Source organism: Streptomyces sp. NPDC018019 (assembly GCF_044327805.1).
Taxonomy (GTDB): domain Bacteria; phylum Actinomycetota; class Actinomycetes; order Streptomycetales; family Streptomycetaceae; genus Streptomyces.
Genome location: NZ_JBIRGD010000004.1, coordinates 73,603 through 86,094, shown reverse-complemented (window position 1 = coordinate 86,094; position 12,492 = coordinate 73,603). Strand labels below are relative to the sequence as shown.

Sequence of the window (12,492 nt, the reverse complement as noted above, 5' to 3'; positions counted from 1 at the left end):
CGTGGGGGAGCACGGTGGGTAGTCACCGGCAGGGGCGGAGTTCGTGGGCTATCGCCTCGGATCGGCTGCGATGGCGAGCGGCACGACGACGGCGATACACAGGAAGATCCACAGCAGTACTGCTAGTCGCTGCCGCATGTCTCCTGTGCTCCTTCGGCGGGACACACGTCCGCGATCTTCGCTCGCCACTCGTATCCGCCGTGCGGTGGCAGCAGCCACACGCACGAGGGCGTTTCCTCCTGCACATACGGCTCACCCATGCCGTGCACTACGCCCTCGCGGTTGAGGGACATGTCCACCACGTGTGCGCCGATGTACAGCCACCCCGGTACTCCTACGGCCATCTGCTGCCTTCCGGTACGAGCGGCCGGGCAGCCCCGGTCACGAGGTCGAGGTAGACCTCGATCTCATGGGCGGTCCAGTAGCACGGGTCACCGTGCCGAATTCGGTACGCGGCCCCGGCGGCGAGGGACACCTCGTCTATACGCGCCACCCATTCACGGCCACCACTGACCGGACGAAGCCACACGCGCGAGGCAGTCGAGGCCATCACCACGCCCGTTCGGCCGCGGCGCCTGTCTGCCAAGTGAGCCCCGACGCCGTACGGTGCGTTCTGCCGCGCTCGCGGACTGATCACGGGTGAACCCCCTCGAAGGTCTGCCTCATGACGTGGTGCTTCATCAGTGCACCGCTTCGGCGGTGTCCGAGGGCGCCCGGCGACCGGACGTTTAGGCGGACGCTTTTGCCGTCGCCCGTTGATCAAGTCAGTACCCTGAGAAGGGAATTGCCCGAACGCGAGGGGAAGCGCATGGCAGGTGCAGGCGTGAGCAAACTCGCGCGGTTGCGTAAAGCCGGGTACACACAGGTGACCTTTGTTGCCGCGTTCGCCCGAGAGGCTGCACGTCTGGGCGTCGATGCGTCGGTGAGCGTCCGGCAGCTTCGGCGGTGGGAGAACGAGTCCCCTCCGCCGTTGCCGCACCCGAGCCAGCAGGACGTACTAGAGGCCATGTTCGGCGTGCCGCTCGCCGAGATGGGGTTCGAGGTCCCACCTCGCCGGAACGAAGCGGCTCGGAGGATCGGTGACGATGGAGAGGTGAAACGTCGAGCATTCGTCACCGGCACGGGGGCGCTCGCGGCAGCGGCGATCCTCCCCGATCAACACGGTCCGCGCATCGGTACGAGCGACGCGGCGGCACTCCGGGCCGACCTGGTCGGCCTGTACGCGGTCGACCACAGATCCGGCGGCATTCCCGCTAAGGCTCGCGCCAAGCAGCTTGAGCAGCAGATCACGCGGACACTGAGCAGTAGCGTCTACACGAGCCGAGTCGGCCGTGAGCTGCACACGATGGTGTGCGAACTCGCTTGCCACCGAGCTTGGTTCGGGTACGACGGCGGCCCGCCCGACGAGGCCCGCGCCGCCTGCATGGAAGCGATGACTGCGGCACAGCTCATCGACAACCCCCTGTTGCAAGTCCGCGCGCTCAACACCCTGTGCCTGCTCGCCGTCGACGCAGGGCGGTACTGGGAAGCCGCATCGGCGGTCGAAAACGCCTACGGCCTCGCGCGCCGGGCGGGCGCAGGGGCGACGGTGCGCCTGGTGATCTCGCTTCGTGAGGCGAGCGCGGCGACGCACTCAGGCGACCTGCCGGGCGCGCGTCGGGCACTGAGCCGTGCCGTGTCCTATCAGGGGCGTGCCGATACCGACGCTGAGGTGCCGCGGTGGGCGCGGTTCGCCGGACCCGTCGAGGTCGACTATGCGACGGCGGCCTACTACTCCCGAGAGGGTCGGCCCGAGCGGGCCGTGCCATTCCTGCGCTCGGCGGTCGCCGGCCTCGGGGGCGGCTACACCCGCAATACCGCTTGGTACCGCGCACGCCTCGCGCAGACGCTGCTCGACACGGACGAGGTAGAGGATGCGTGCCACGAGATGACGGGTGTGCTCGATGCCTGCGGTGGAGTGTCGTCGGTGCGCCTGCGCCGCCGCCTGCGCACCTTCGAGCGGGCCGCTGTACGCCTCGGTGCTCCTGTAGCGCGCGACGCGGTCGAGCGCATCCGCGAGATGACGCGGGGTGGGAGCCGATGACGATCACGGTAGAGCGCATGAGTGGTGCGGACGCAGCGAAGGCCGAAGACGCGTTCGCCGTGGTCTACGCCGAGGCATTTGCCGAGCCGCCCTACAACAAGTCCGAGAAGGACGTCGAAGCGAACTTCCGGCGGTTCCGCTCGCAGGTCCGTAAGGCAACGTTCCGAGCCGCCCTCGCCCGCGCTGGCGACGGTGAGCCGATCGGTATGGCCTACGGCTACCCTCTCAGCCCTGCTACTGGCTGGTGGGGCCGGCTGACTACGCCTATACCCGACGAACTGCGCCGTGAGGACGGGCACCGGACGTTCGGACTGATCGAACTTGCGGTGCGCGCCCCGTGGCGTCGCCTCGGCGTAGCCCGGCGCCTGCACGAGGCAGTGCTCGCCGATGCCACGGAGGAACGGGTACTGCTCAACGCGCGGCCGAATGTCGAGGCTGCACAGGCTGCCTACCGGTCGTGGGGGTACCGCAAGGTCGGGGAGGCTCACCCGTGGGACGGGGCGGCCCTGCATGACGTGATGGTCCTCGATCTGCCGCGGAAGACCACGTAAGGGCAGTCGAACGGGCGCCGCGTTACGCCTCTTCGGAGCTGGGCTGCTCAGGGGCGGAGACGAACGCGCCTCGCTGCGGAACGACGAACAGCGTCCCCTCGTCCGCAAGCACGCGAACGGCTTTGCGCGCGGTCATGCGAGCGACGCCGAACTCGTCGGCGAGACGCTGCTCGCCCGGCAAGGGGCGTAGCGGTTTCCAGTCGCCGCGGTTGATGCGGGCGCGCAGCACGCCGGCGATCTGTACGTACACCGGCACCGGCCCGCCGTGGATGATCTCGTCATCCGGTCCGTACTCCTCCGGCGCGTATTCGCTCATGCCGCAGAGCGTAGGGCGCTAGCTTCTTAGCTGCTCGGAGCTATACGTACACTCTCCAGCCTGTACGACTAGTACCTACTGGTATAGCTTCGTCTACGACAAAGCCCCGGTGACAGCGGCCAGGCCGTCACCGGGGCGAAGCCCATCAGCTATTTGGGAGCTGACGAACGTGACCGACCTTATCGCCCGTTTAGCGGCGTGCCTGTGCCTGCTGTTCATCCCCGGTCGCGGCAAGCACCGCGCAAGCACGACGCCGGACGAGACGCCCGCCGTGCGCGTCATCTGCGCGCGTCCAATCCCGTTGCACGTGCTCGCGCGCTCGATGCCGGCCCGAGAAGAGTTCCGCATCCCTCGGTACCTGCTCGCGTGGGAGCGGCAGCGCGAGTGTGAGTGGCAGCGGGAGAGGCGCATTGCGGCGGCACTCGCCACGATGGGAATCGACTACCCGTACGGTCCGGTGCCGCTCACGGCTAGCTGTGCGGTGTCCGCATGAGGGCGGACCGCTGCTTTCCGCTTGTTCCGCCAGAGAGGGCCGCCGTGTGCTGCCGCTGCTCAAAGCTGACGCGTGCCCTGGTCTTCGTGCGGTTCGTCCCTCGTGCAAGCGGCCCCGATTGGACGCAGTGGGCCTGTCCGAACTGCGCACCGTATGAAGTTCCCGGCATGACGCCGGAGGAGGCTGCCAGGTAGCGCCCGCAGGCAGCGAAAGGCCCCGCTCGGCTATGCAGTGCCGGGCGGGGCTTCGTCGTGTCGGGGCGTCGCTGCGGGGCTGAGGTCCCTACGTAGCGGGCGGCGGGGCGGCCTGCTGGTCGGCGAGGCGGGCGGCGACGGCAGTGCGCAGGCCGTTGCCGGGGTCGGCCGTGCCATCGACTTCGCGGCGCAGTCCGGCGAAGGTTTCGCGTAGACCGGGCTCGATGGCGTCGAGGTCGAGGCGGGCACGAAGGGCGGCGGCCTGTTCCTTGGGCAGGTGATCGAGGCGCGCTCGGTCGATGGTGTGCAGGATGCGGGCCGGGTTGACCTCGGTGAATTCTGCTCCGGCGAGGCCCTGCGGCTTGGTGCGCTGAGCGGAGAGGTAAGTAGGCAGTTCGGCGCGCAGGGCGTGCAGGGTGTCGAGGTCGGCCCCCTTGATGACTTCCTGCGGGGTGCGGCCGGCGTCGAGGAGTGCGCGGGCGCGATCCCATGCGCGCGCCTGCCGAGTCTCTGCGAGTAGCTGCCCGGCGGCGTCGCGGGGCTGGCCCGCGGCGCTGGCTTTGTCGGCGACGGTGCGTACCAGGGCGGCGGCGTTGTTGGCTTCCCGCTCGATGCGGTCGAGGGTGGCGGCGGCCTGGGTGCGTGCGGTGCGCTCCATGTCGGCGCGGCGTCGGGCGTTGGCCTCGTCGGTCAGGTCGGGGTCGCGGAACGTGCGGGCTGCGGCGAGAGCGGCGTCGAGGGTGCGGCGCAGCTCGACAAGCTCAGTCTTGCGGGTCTGGCTGAGTCGGCGGGTGGCGGTGTTGGCGTCGATGTGGTCGGGGCCGGTGAGCATGGGCATGTGTGTAAGTCCCTTGGTTTTGCGCATAGTTCAGTACGGGCGGACGCGGGGTGCATTGGGGGTGGGGGCGGCGGCGGGGTGCAGTCCGTGCAGTTCGGCATAGCGGCGCATGGCTTCGATCTCGGCGAGGTGGTCGGCGGGCGGACCGTCGGGGGCGGCCTCGTCTGTGATCTCCTCGCCGCTCTTGGCGGCCTGGTCGCGGACGAGGGCGAGCCAACGGGCGTCATCGGTGTAGAGGGTGCCGTCGACCCACCAGGGAGCGGGGTGAACGAAGCCGCGCTCACCCATCACGGGATGCGTGCTGAGTGGGCCGGAGCGGGCGTCCGCAGCGGTGATCTTGCGCCACGGGACGCGGCAGCTCTCGGGGGTGCGGTCGTCCCATTGGGAGGGGTGGACGGTGGCGGTACTCATGGGATCGGGTCTCCTGGTCGTAGGGCGTCAGGCGCCTGTGCGGCCGGTGAGCTGGTCATAGAGGGCGGGTGCCTCGGTGTAGACGCGCACGCGGTCGGGGTAGCTCAGGGCATCCAGCTCGGCCGTGGTGGTGGGCAGGGTGAAGGTGTCGACCGGCGGGCGGGCGGCCTGCTCGACCTGCTCGGCCCAACGGAGGTAGGCGGGGGACATGTAGTGCTCGCTTGCCTTGGCGCGGCTCCGCGGGGTGGCGGCGGCCTGCTGGTGGTTGTCGTGGGTGACGTGCTCGCGCTTGATCACTCCGCACCCCCTGCCTGCTGGTTGGCGAGTACGTGCAAGTGCGGCTGAGCATCGCGTCCGCGGGCGGCCTGATCGGCAAGCGGAGTCCGCCCGAACGGCGGGTGGTAGCCGCCGGTCGGGATGCCGGCGAACTCGCGGTCGAGGTCGTCAAGCAGGACTGCGAGGCGGAGTCCGGTTCCCGTTCGGTGGATGTGGGTGCCGTCGGCGAGGCGCAGCGTGTCTGTGCCCCAACGGGCCATGGCGCCGAGGGCGGGGCGGTCACCGTAGGTACTGTCGGGCACGTTCGCGGCGGCGAGCAGTCCAGTGGCTTCCTTGATGGCGGCGTTGTACGTCTCGGAGGCCGTAACGAACGCCCGAACCGCATCTCGTGCGGTGGCGTACACGGCGGCGAGCGCGGCGGCGTCGAGTGCCCCGCCGGGCGCGGTCATGGCGGCGGCCTTGGCGAGGCGGTCGGCCCGCGCCTTGTCCGCGGCGACCTGGGCGGCGCGTTCGGCCTTACGCCGGGCGGCCTCGGCACGCAGCTTGGCGAAGCGTCCGAGTTCACGGGCGTCGGCGAGCTGCTGCGCGGTGACCTGTTCGTCCCCGTCGCGTACGCGTTCCTCCAGTGCGGCGAGCAACTGCTCGGCCTCGCTGGCTTCCTGCTCGGCCTGCTCGGCGGCTCCGGTTCCGGTCTGGTCAGTGGTCGTGGCGGCAGTCATGGTCGGGCATCTCCTGTTCGGTGGTGTCGGTAGTGGTCGAGGGCGGCGGCGTCGATGGCCCACACGCGTGCCCCGACGCGTTCGGCGGGTAGCCGGCCGCTGGCAATGAGGGCGCGGACGTGACGAGTTGAGCAGCCCATCAGCGCGGCGGCCTCTGCTACTGACACCGTGCCTGACGGGTCGGGGGTGGTTCCGGTAGCGGAAGAATCGAACGGCGCAGTGACGGAATCGAACGCTTCGGCGCGCTGTGCGGCCGTATGCAGGGCGTAGAGCAACTGGCGGACACTGGCGGGTACCTCGCCCCCATCGGCACGCACACGGGTTGTGAGGTCACGTATAAGGGCGCGCAGCACCTCGCCCGCCACCGAGGGCAGGATGATCACGGCCCCGTCGGCGCGCGTCAAGTGATCGGCGCCGAGGTGGCTCATCCGTCGGCCCCCTCGTCATCGTGAAGGGACACGGGGCGCCCCTCGTTGTAAGCGGCGCACCACTCAGTGGCAACGGAGCGCGTGAGGCTGCCCATCAGCGACGTGTCGTCGTCCGGGGCGAGCAGAGCCAGGCAGCGGACGACGTCAGACGGCGGTTCGGTGACGTGCTGGCCGTGCAGCGCGAGGCCGTCGTGCAGGGCTCCCAGCACATCGAGGGTGGACAGACGCACCGTACGGCCGTCGGTCAGCCGGTAGGCGTGCATGAGGCGTCGGCCGTCGCGCTGCTTCTCAATGGCGACCAGGCGGCGGGCGAGCGGAGTAGGGCGGCTCATCGGCGGCGAGCCTCCTCGTCCTGTTCAAGAGCGGCGAGGCGCTGTTCGAGGTCGAGGGATTCGCGCAGCGAGAGGCAGGCGTCGAGCAGGGTGCGAGCGGCCTGTACGCGGGCCTGCCCGCGCTCGGTGTCGAGCGCGTCGACCAGGGCGTCAACGGCCTTGGTGGCGCCGGCGGCGAGGCGGCCGACGGCGAGCTGTAGCAACTCGGTGCGCATGTCGGCGACCTCGCGATGAAACTCGGGTTCGTCAAGCCAACGCAGGACGGTGCGGCCGGAGACTCCGGCCGCCTTGGCGGCCTGCCCGGTCGTACGGCCCTGAGCGAGGGCGAGTACGGCGGCAGGGCGGCGGGTGCTGGTCAAGATTCTGACTCCAATCGGCCTCGCGCACGCGCGCGAGACGCCGAACGACGCGGACGGACATTCCGCGGTGGTGGAAGGGATGAGGGAGTGGTACCGAGCAGCCGGTGCCATCTCGGGTTGGTCCCACGTCCCACCCCTAAAGGGGGTGGGACGGGACTGGACTGGGGCCCGGTCTCGCGGGACCGGACGGGACTGGGTGGGACTGTGCGAGCTAGGCCGCAGCGGGCAGGGCGGCGGGTAGCTTGTAGTGGGCTCGCTTCTCCGTGCCGATGTTCACCAACGCCCCTCGTCCCAATAGCGAGTTGAGGGATCGGTAGAACGTGCTCTTGGGTACGTCGCACACCTCAAAGAGCTGCGGCCCGGTGGCACCGGTCGTCCCGAAGGATTCCCGCATGGTGGCGAGTAGCGTCTCTTCGCTCCGGGTCACGTCCAGCGGCAGCCGGCTGGCCTCTCGGGACTCCAGTACGGCGGACTGCCCAGCAGGACGAAGCCGAAGGAACACGGTGTCGAAGTCCTCGGTGTCCTTCTGCTTCCCGCTGTGCACCTCGACGTACTCGCCATCCTTGGTGACCTTGATGACGCTGGTCGCCGCGCCGTCGAAAGCCGAAGCGCCGCGCATGTCGAGGCCGCTCTTGCCGGCGTGGTGCACCATGAGCACACAGGCTCCGGACTCCTGGCGCAGCGCGTCGGCGGCGGCCACGACGCGGCCCATCTCGGTGTTGCTGTTCTCCTCGGCCCCCACCGTTACGCGCGCTTGCGTGTCGATGACGACGAGGGCCGGCTGCTGCTCTCGGATCAAGAACGTGAACGCGCTCAGGTCGGTGCCGTGCAGAAGCTGCACCGGGACGGGCAGGAATACAACGTCGTGCATACGCTGGCCGAACGCCTGCTCCCACGCGCGGACGCGGCGACGAATGCCGGACGCGCCCTCGGCTACGAGGTAGAGGACCGGGCCGCGGCGTACCTCGCGGTGTTGCCAGGGCATTCCGTTGGCGATGCAACCGGCCCAGTCAAGGGCAACGAACGACTTGCCGTGACCGGGCTTGCCGTACAGCCAAGCGAGCGAGTCGCGGTACAGGACGCCGTCGATCAGCGGTTCGGGGTCGGCGATGGAGTCGAGGCCGTCGGTGTCGACGAGCAGGGACCGAAGCTCGGCGAGCCGGGCCTGAGTGGGGTTCTGCTCCTCGGCCGGCGGGACGGGCGGGGAGGGGACTGCGGCGAGGATGCGCTCACGCGCGGCGGCGTCCGTCATGCGGCGGCTCCGCGCGGGTGCAGCATTCCGGCGCGCAGGCCCGAGGTGATGGTCTTCTCCGTTTCGGTCGGGCCGAGGCCGACGGCCACCGCTATGACGAACAGGTGGTCGACGATCTCGGCGGGGGCGAGGTCACCGCGCCCGGCCAGGGTGCCAAGGTTGAATGCGGCTCGGTGCAAGGTGTCGTTGCGGGTGCCGGGGACCGCCGTGCGCACTTTGTCGACCTCGTCGAGCAGGGCAGCAGCGGCATACCCGCGCTGGTTGCGGCGTGCGAAAGGCAGCGGTTGCACGGTCGCGAGCGGCTGCTCGGCGCGGGGCGCAGCGAGGGCGGCGAGCCATTCAGGCAGGTCGATCGGCGCCACGCCGGGGCCGGTCTCCCAGCGATACAGGCTGCCTGCCACGGGAGACGGCGGAGCGACGACGTATCCACCTGCCGCACGTACGTCGATCTTCCAGCCGAGGCGCCCGGCGCTGTTGCGGACCTCGCGGCCGGCGGGCGCACGGTAGTACAGGTGCATCCCGCCCGAGGCAGTGCGAACGGACGGAGTAGCGCCGAACGGCCAGCGGGCGCCGTGCCGGGCGTGCAGCTCGGCGAAGACATCGGCACCGTCGACGATGCCGGGCAGCTTCCACTCGTCGGGAGGGGTAGCGCCCTTGGCAGTGTCGAGATCGATCACTACAAGCCCGGACGGGCCGCAGGCGATGCCAACCCCATAGGCGCCGGCGGACCAGGCGCGCTCGATGCGGTGGGGGTCGGTTGTGGCCCGTTGCTGCCAGTCGCTGACGGCGGGCCGCTTGTCGTTGGGGCGGAGGGGAAAGACGTACAGGCCATGGGCCGCGAGGTCGAGCACTCGCTCGACCTGCTGCATTCGATGCTTCGAGGCGTTCGTCACCGGGCGGCCCCGGCACTTCGCAGGCGATCGGCAAGACGACGCATCATGGCGACCGCGCGCTGTGATGCCTTCTCGGTGTCCTCGCCGGTCTCGACAGCAGCCACGGATGAGGCGAGGAGGTACTCGCGGGCGTGGTGGATGACGAGACGCAGGTGGGACTCGGCGAGCAGTTCGCCGGGCGTGCCCACTGTGCCGTTCTCACCGCTTGCCTGCGCCATGGCTGCTGCCACGGCGCCACTGAGTTCCCGCCCACGCTGGGCGACGCGGCCAGCGGCGCCGCGCCCGTCCGCGGGGGCGTTCGCAGCCTGACGCAGGGCCGCAAGGCCGAGAACGTAGTGGGCAGCATCCGCGACGGCCGCCGGCGCCGTGGTGACTGGGGTGGGGGTGGGGGCGTACTCAGTACGCTTCATGGTGAAGCTCCTTACAACGGCGGCGCATATGGGTTCACGGCCCGCGCCACCGGTCTGTCTTTCAGCAAAGGGCGGATGGATGCTTCCGGCCCTCAGCGATCGGTGTTGGCGCACCGGCTGAGGGCCGCTGTGCATCAGGCGGCTTCGATCGTCTGCTCGTCGAGCCATCGCTCGATGTCATCCCAACGGGCTCGCAGATGGCGGCCGACCTTGATCATCCGGGGGCCGCCGCCGCGGTGGCTCCACTGGTAGACGGTGGCGAGCGGGACGCCGCAGTAATCGGCGAGTTCGCTTGCGGTGACGAGCTTGCGGCGGTCAGAGGAAGTGACGCTGACGAGGCGGGTGCGGGGCACGGTGCCGGACTCCTTGGGTTGAAGCGTTACGAAATCGTGCTCTCGAAACTTAGCGATCTTCCGCACCCTTGTCCAGCGGAATGTATTGTTGCGCTCCATGAAGCGAAGTAACAGCGACGAACGAACGCCAGAGAGTCAGTCCGCTGCGGAGGTCGCGCCTGCTACAGATCAGGAGCGTTGGGAACGTGCCCTCGCGCAGGCCCTCACCTTCGGTGAGGCGATCGGGCGGCGGCTTTTGCGTGCCCGGGAGGATGCCGGTCGCACGGCGGAAGAGGTGGCGCAGACGGCGCAGCAACTCGGACTCTCGTGGCATCGACCGACCGTTGGCCAGATCGAGCGGGGGCGACGCGCACTCTCCGCGGTCGAGCTGATCATGCTGCCGATCATCTACGCCCGCCCGTTGGGTGACCTACTGCCCGAGGGGACGGTGTGGCTGACGTCTGAGGTTGGCGTTTACGACCGCGAGGTGCGTCGAGTCCTCAGCGGCGACCACAATCCCAGTTTCCTTGCGCTTCGGGCGCCAGGCGGCTGGCACGTGAAGGGTGTGAGTGATCAGGCCCCCGAAGAGGTCGCCCGCCGGACGGCACAGGCGATCTCGTACTTGCAGGCGCACTCTCCATGGCCGACCAACGCCGAGATCCGTCACACGCAGGACAGGCCCGACGACGCGGAGACTAAGGCGGCCAAGCGGCTGGAAACAACCCCGCACTACGTCGCATACGCCGCGAGAGAGGTATGGGGGCACGGCCTCGCCGCAGAGCGCGAGGCGCGCCTGCGGGATCGAGGCGAACTACCGGAAGGCAAACGGGCCCTCCAGTCTGCGCGCGGGCACATCACGCGCGCTCTCGTGGCTGAGCTGGAGCCCATCGTGAAGGCTTACGAGGAGCGGCGCGGCGAGGCAGAGCGGCCCGACCCTGCGGACCTCGGCCCTATGGGGGTCAGCAGGAAGGGAGGGGAGGCGAATGGCTGAGGTCTACGACCGTTGGCACAAGTCCCGTCCGAGCGAGGCTGACAAGCCGTGCGGCGAGCACACCAGCAAGACTCGCAAGATGGTCGCCAGCAGCGAGCACGGCCAGGGGAAGCGGTGGCAGGTCCGTTGGCGCGATACGAGCGGGAAGCAGTGCAAGGAGAACTTCGCCAAGAAGGCCGCTGCTGACAAGCGGGCCGACGAGGTGCAGGCGGACCTCGATCGCGGCACGTACGTGGACCCGGAGCGAAAGAAGCAGGACTTCCGGACCTTCGCCGAGGAGTGGCGCACCTCAGCGACCCATCGGGAGCGAACCGAGGTCAACGTCGAGCGTGCGCTACGGCTGCACGTCTACCCGACCTTCGGCAGCCGACCGCCGGCCGGGATCAAGCGGACCGATGTCCGCGCATGGGTCAAGGAGAGATCGCAGGTCCTCGCGCCCATCAGCTTGCGCACGCCTTGGAACGCGCTCACTGCGGTGATGAGCGCCGCGGTCGCGGACGGCATCATCACGTCGAACCCGTGCCACGGCGTCGAACTGCCCGAGCCGCGTAACGCTGAGGTGGTGCCCCTCGAACCGCTGGTGGTGAAGGCGCTCATGCAGGCGGCTTCGGATCGCTACAGGGCCGCAGTCCGTTTGGACGGCACGACGGGGCTGCGCGGCGGTGAGCTGTTTGGGCTGGAAGATCACCACATCGACTTGGACACGAGGGAAGTCGTGGTCGAGCAGCAGCTCATAGGGCCCGACAAGGGGGTGCCGTACCTGGGACCGCCAAAGACGGACAAGAGCTACCGGACGGGCCGACTGTCGGCATCGGCGGCTGAGGCGATCAAGCTGCACCGCGAAATGTTCCCGCCGCGCGAGGTCGAGATCGAAGACCGTACGGACCCGCGCAACCCGAGGTGGCGCAAGGCGCGGTTGCTGTTCCTCAGCGAGGCGAACGCCCCCGTCCGTCGCGGCTCGTGGGCCAAGACGTGGGCCCGCATCGTGAGGCGAGCCAACAAGCTGTTGGAGGAGTGGGGTTCGCCGCTGCGGGTGCCGGAGGGTGCGACGCTGCATGATCTCCGTCACTTCTACGCGTCCGTCCTGATCAAGCATGGCGCTACAGTGAAGAAGGTGCAGCGGCTCCTCGGGCACGCGAAGCCCTCGATCACGTGGGACCTGTACGTCCACCTGTGGGAGGACGACGAGGACGACACCGCGGACATCATGGATGCGGTTCTGGCGTGATGTGCCCTCAGAGTGCCCTGCGGCCCCACCGAATGGATCTTTGTGCAGGTCAGCCCAACGAGGGCGGCACCTGTGCGGAGGTGCCGCCCTCGCTTTTCTCCGGACTCCCCCCTCGGGAGCTGCCGTCAGCCATGTCGGCCTGGTTGACGGCCTTCCACGGCAAATGCTGAGCGGTCGGTTATTGCCTCGTCACCCCCCACGGGATCGAGCAATCCGTTCCATTCGCCTTGCCGTCGAATTGAGTTACAGCTTTCCGGGAACGCGCCGATGGCGCGACCCCTTTCAACTCTGGCCAAAAGGGCGTGGTGACAGGCTGTGTCTGCGTGCATACTCAGAGGGCCGGGGGTCGACTAGGAGCATTGGTGGGGGTTCGGTGCTACGCGTCC

19 protein-coding genes are annotated in these 12,492 nt (G+C 69.1%); 5 read left to right on the top strand and 14 right to left on the bottom strand.

The features are described from left to right. Positions 1-122: 122 nt before the first annotated feature. Together ACH4FX_RS08765 and ACH4FX_RS08760 are read right to left on the bottom strand one after the other, a co-directional pair. The gene (locus ACH4FX_RS08765; protein WP_398476595.1) at positions 123-344 is read right to left on the bottom strand and encodes a hypothetical protein; all 222 of its coding nucleotides are present in this window, start codon (positions 342-344) and stop codon (positions 123-125) included. Beyond that, positions 335-493 (bottom strand): hypothetical protein, encoded by a 159-nt coding sequence (locus tag ACH4FX_RS08760; RefSeq protein ID WP_398476593.1) that lies wholly within the window; start codon positions 491-493, stop codon positions 335-337. The genes ACH4FX_RS08765 and ACH4FX_RS08760 overlap by 10 nt, the downstream gene beginning before the upstream one ends. Before the next feature lie 330 nt (positions 494-823). Here ACH4FX_RS08760 and ACH4FX_RS08755 point away from each other — a divergent pair, with 330 nt between their 5' ends. Together ACH4FX_RS08755 and ACH4FX_RS08750 are read left to right on the top strand one after the other, a co-directional pair. Continuing rightward, complete coding sequence (locus ACH4FX_RS08755; protein WP_398476591.1) at positions 824-2,083, top strand: hypothetical protein; 1,260 nt, start codon at positions 824-826, stop codon at positions 2,081-2,083. Then, a complete protein-coding gene (locus tag ACH4FX_RS08750; protein WP_398476589.1) occupies positions 2,080-2,634 on the top strand; it encodes a GNAT family N-acetyltransferase in 555 nt (184 codons plus the stop codon). The genes ACH4FX_RS08755 and ACH4FX_RS08750 overlap by 4 nt, the downstream gene beginning before the upstream one ends. 22 nt (positions 2,635-2,656) lie before the next feature. On the opposite strand, the gene ACH4FX_RS08745 is transcribed toward ACH4FX_RS08750, so the two are convergent. Continuing rightward, the gene (locus ACH4FX_RS08745) at positions 2,657-2,950 is read right to left on the bottom strand and encodes a GntR family transcriptional regulator (RefSeq protein WP_398476587.1); all 294 of its coding nucleotides are present in this window, start codon (positions 2,948-2,950) and stop codon (positions 2,657-2,659) included. A gap of 169 nt (positions 2,951-3,119) precedes the next feature. On the opposite strand from ACH4FX_RS08745, the gene ACH4FX_RS08740 reads away from it, so the two are divergent. Next, positions 3,120-3,443, top strand: coding sequence for a hypothetical protein (locus ACH4FX_RS08740; protein WP_398476585.1), 324 nt, complete (start codon positions 3,120-3,122; stop codon positions 3,441-3,443). 282 nt (positions 3,444-3,725) lie between these two features. On the opposite strand, the gene ACH4FX_RS08735 is transcribed toward ACH4FX_RS08740, so the two are convergent. The 11 genes from ACH4FX_RS08735 to ACH4FX_RS08685 all read right to left on the bottom strand — a co-directional run bounded on the left by ACH4FX_RS08735 (position 3,726) and on the right by ACH4FX_RS08685 (position 10,007). Then, entirely contained in the window at positions 3,726-4,475 is a 750-nt protein-coding gene (locus ACH4FX_RS08735; protein WP_398476583.1) for a hypothetical protein, read from the bottom strand. 30 nt (positions 4,476-4,505) lie between these two features. After that, positions 4,506-4,886 carry a hypothetical protein gene (locus ACH4FX_RS08730; RefSeq protein ID WP_398476581.1) on the bottom strand — a complete coding sequence of 127 codons (381 nt, stop codon included), beginning with the start codon at positions 4,884-4,886 and terminating at the stop codon, positions 4,506-4,508. A gap of 27 nt (positions 4,887-4,913) precedes the next feature. Next, a complete protein-coding gene (locus tag ACH4FX_RS08725; RefSeq protein ID WP_398476579.1) occupies positions 4,914-5,183 on the bottom strand; it encodes a hypothetical protein in 270 nt (89 codons plus the stop codon). Further along, the gene (locus ACH4FX_RS08720) at positions 5,180-5,881 is read right to left on the bottom strand and encodes a hypothetical protein (protein WP_398476577.1); all 702 of its coding nucleotides are present in this window, start codon (positions 5,879-5,881) and stop codon (positions 5,180-5,182) included. Before ACH4FX_RS08720 ends, ACH4FX_RS08725 begins: the two co-directional genes overlap by 4 nt. After that, positions 5,878-6,309, bottom strand: a complete 432-nt coding sequence (locus ACH4FX_RS08715; protein WP_398476576.1) for an excisionase family DNA-binding protein — start codon at positions 6,307-6,309, stop codon at positions 5,878-5,880. Before ACH4FX_RS08715 ends, ACH4FX_RS08720 begins: the two co-directional genes overlap by 4 nt. Beyond that, positions 6,306-6,641 (bottom strand): hypothetical protein, encoded by a 336-nt coding sequence (locus ACH4FX_RS08710; RefSeq protein WP_398476574.1) that lies wholly within the window; start codon positions 6,639-6,641, stop codon positions 6,306-6,308. Before ACH4FX_RS08710 ends, ACH4FX_RS08715 begins: the two co-directional genes overlap by 4 nt. Beyond that, positions 6,638-7,000: a hypothetical protein gene (locus ACH4FX_RS08705; protein WP_398345525.1), complete on the bottom strand. Its 363-nt coding sequence runs from the start codon at positions 6,998-7,000 to the stop codon at positions 6,638-6,640. The genes ACH4FX_RS08710 and ACH4FX_RS08705 overlap by 4 nt, the downstream gene beginning before the upstream one ends. 211 nt (positions 7,001-7,211) lie before the next feature. Beyond that, positions 7,212-8,252 (bottom strand): AAA family ATPase, encoded by a 1,041-nt coding sequence (locus tag ACH4FX_RS08700; RefSeq protein WP_398345524.1) that lies wholly within the window; start codon positions 8,250-8,252, stop codon positions 7,212-7,214. Next, entirely contained in the window at positions 8,249-9,121 is an 873-nt protein-coding gene (locus tag ACH4FX_RS08695; RefSeq protein WP_398345523.1) for a bifunctional DNA primase/polymerase, read from the bottom strand. Before ACH4FX_RS08695 ends, ACH4FX_RS08700 begins: the two co-directional genes overlap by 4 nt. A 20-nt stretch (positions 9,122-9,141) precedes the next feature. Beyond that, positions 9,142-9,555, bottom strand: a complete 414-nt coding sequence (locus tag ACH4FX_RS08690) for a hypothetical protein (RefSeq protein WP_398345522.1) — start codon at positions 9,553-9,555, stop codon at positions 9,142-9,144. 134 nt (positions 9,556-9,689) lie between these two features. Continuing rightward, complete coding sequence (locus ACH4FX_RS08685) at positions 9,690-10,007, bottom strand: helix-turn-helix transcriptional regulator (protein WP_398345520.1); 318 nt, start codon at positions 10,005-10,007, stop codon at positions 9,690-9,692. On the opposite strand from ACH4FX_RS08685, the gene ACH4FX_RS08680 reads away from it, so the two are divergent. Together ACH4FX_RS08680 and ACH4FX_RS08675 are read left to right on the top strand one after the other, a co-directional pair. Next, on the top strand, positions 10,006-10,878 hold the full coding sequence (locus ACH4FX_RS08680; RefSeq protein WP_398345518.1) for a helix-turn-helix domain-containing protein: 873 nt from the start codon (positions 10,006-10,008) through the stop codon (positions 10,876-10,878). The genes ACH4FX_RS08685 and ACH4FX_RS08680 overlap by 2 nt on opposite strands. After that, positions 10,871-12,106: a tyrosine-type recombinase/integrase gene (locus tag ACH4FX_RS08675; RefSeq protein WP_398476572.1), complete on the top strand. Its 1,236-nt coding sequence runs from the start codon at positions 10,871-10,873 to the stop codon at positions 12,104-12,106. Before ACH4FX_RS08680 ends, ACH4FX_RS08675 begins: the two co-directional genes overlap by 8 nt. The last annotated feature ends 386 nt before the right edge of the window (positions 12,107-12,492 follow it).

Excerpts from the sequence above, each read along its gene's own strand:
- ACH4FX_RS08700 (WP_398345524.1), bottom strand. The coding sequence starts at position 8,252 with ATGACGGACGCCGCCGCGCGTGAGCGCATCCTCGCCGCAGTCCCCTCC.
- ACH4FX_RS08750 (WP_398476589.1), top strand. The coding sequence starts at position 2,080 with ATGACGATCACGGTAGAGCGCATGAGTGGTGCGGACGCAGCGAAGGCC.
- ACH4FX_RS08730 (WP_398476581.1), bottom strand. The coding sequence starts at position 4,886 with ATGAGTACCGCCACCGTCCACCCCTCCCAATGGGACGACCGCACCCCC.
- ACH4FX_RS08685 (WP_398345520.1), bottom strand. The coding sequence starts at position 10,007 with ATGGAGCGCAACAATACATTCCGCTGGACAAGGGTGCGGAAGATCGCT.
- ACH4FX_RS08690 (WP_398345522.1), bottom strand. The coding sequence starts at position 9,555 with ATGAAGCGTACTGAGTACGCCCCCACCCCCACCCCAGTCACCACGGCG.
- ACH4FX_RS08710 (WP_398476574.1), bottom strand. The coding sequence starts at position 6,641 with ATGAGCCGCCCTACTCCGCTCGCCCGCCGCCTGGTCGCCATTGAGAAG.
- ACH4FX_RS08675 (WP_398476572.1), top strand. The coding sequence starts at position 10,871 with ATGGCTGAGGTCTACGACCGTTGGCACAAGTCCCGTCCGAGCGAGGCT.
- ACH4FX_RS08765 (WP_398476595.1), bottom strand. The coding sequence starts at position 344 with ATGGCCGTAGGAGTACCGGGGTGGCTGTACATCGGCGCACACGTGGTG.
- ACH4FX_RS08695 (WP_398345523.1), bottom strand. The coding sequence starts at position 9,121 with ATGCAGCAGGTCGAGCGAGTGCTCGACCTCGCGGCCCATGGCCTGTAC.
- ACH4FX_RS08745 (WP_398476587.1), bottom strand. The coding sequence starts at position 2,950 with ATGAGCGAATACGCGCCGGAGGAGTACGGACCGGATGACGAGATCATC.
- ACH4FX_RS08715 (WP_398476576.1), bottom strand. The coding sequence starts at position 6,309 with ATGAGCCACCTCGGCGCCGATCACTTGACGCGCGCCGACGGGGCCGTG.
- ACH4FX_RS08680 (WP_398345518.1), top strand. The coding sequence starts at position 10,006 with ATGAAGCGAAGTAACAGCGACGAACGAACGCCAGAGAGTCAGTCCGCT.
- ACH4FX_RS08735 (WP_398476583.1), bottom strand. The coding sequence starts at position 4,475 with ATGCCCATGCTCACCGGCCCCGACCACATCGACGCCAACACCGCCACC.
- ACH4FX_RS08720 (WP_398476577.1), bottom strand. The coding sequence starts at position 5,881 with ATGACTGCCGCCACGACCACTGACCAGACCGGAACCGGAGCCGCCGAG.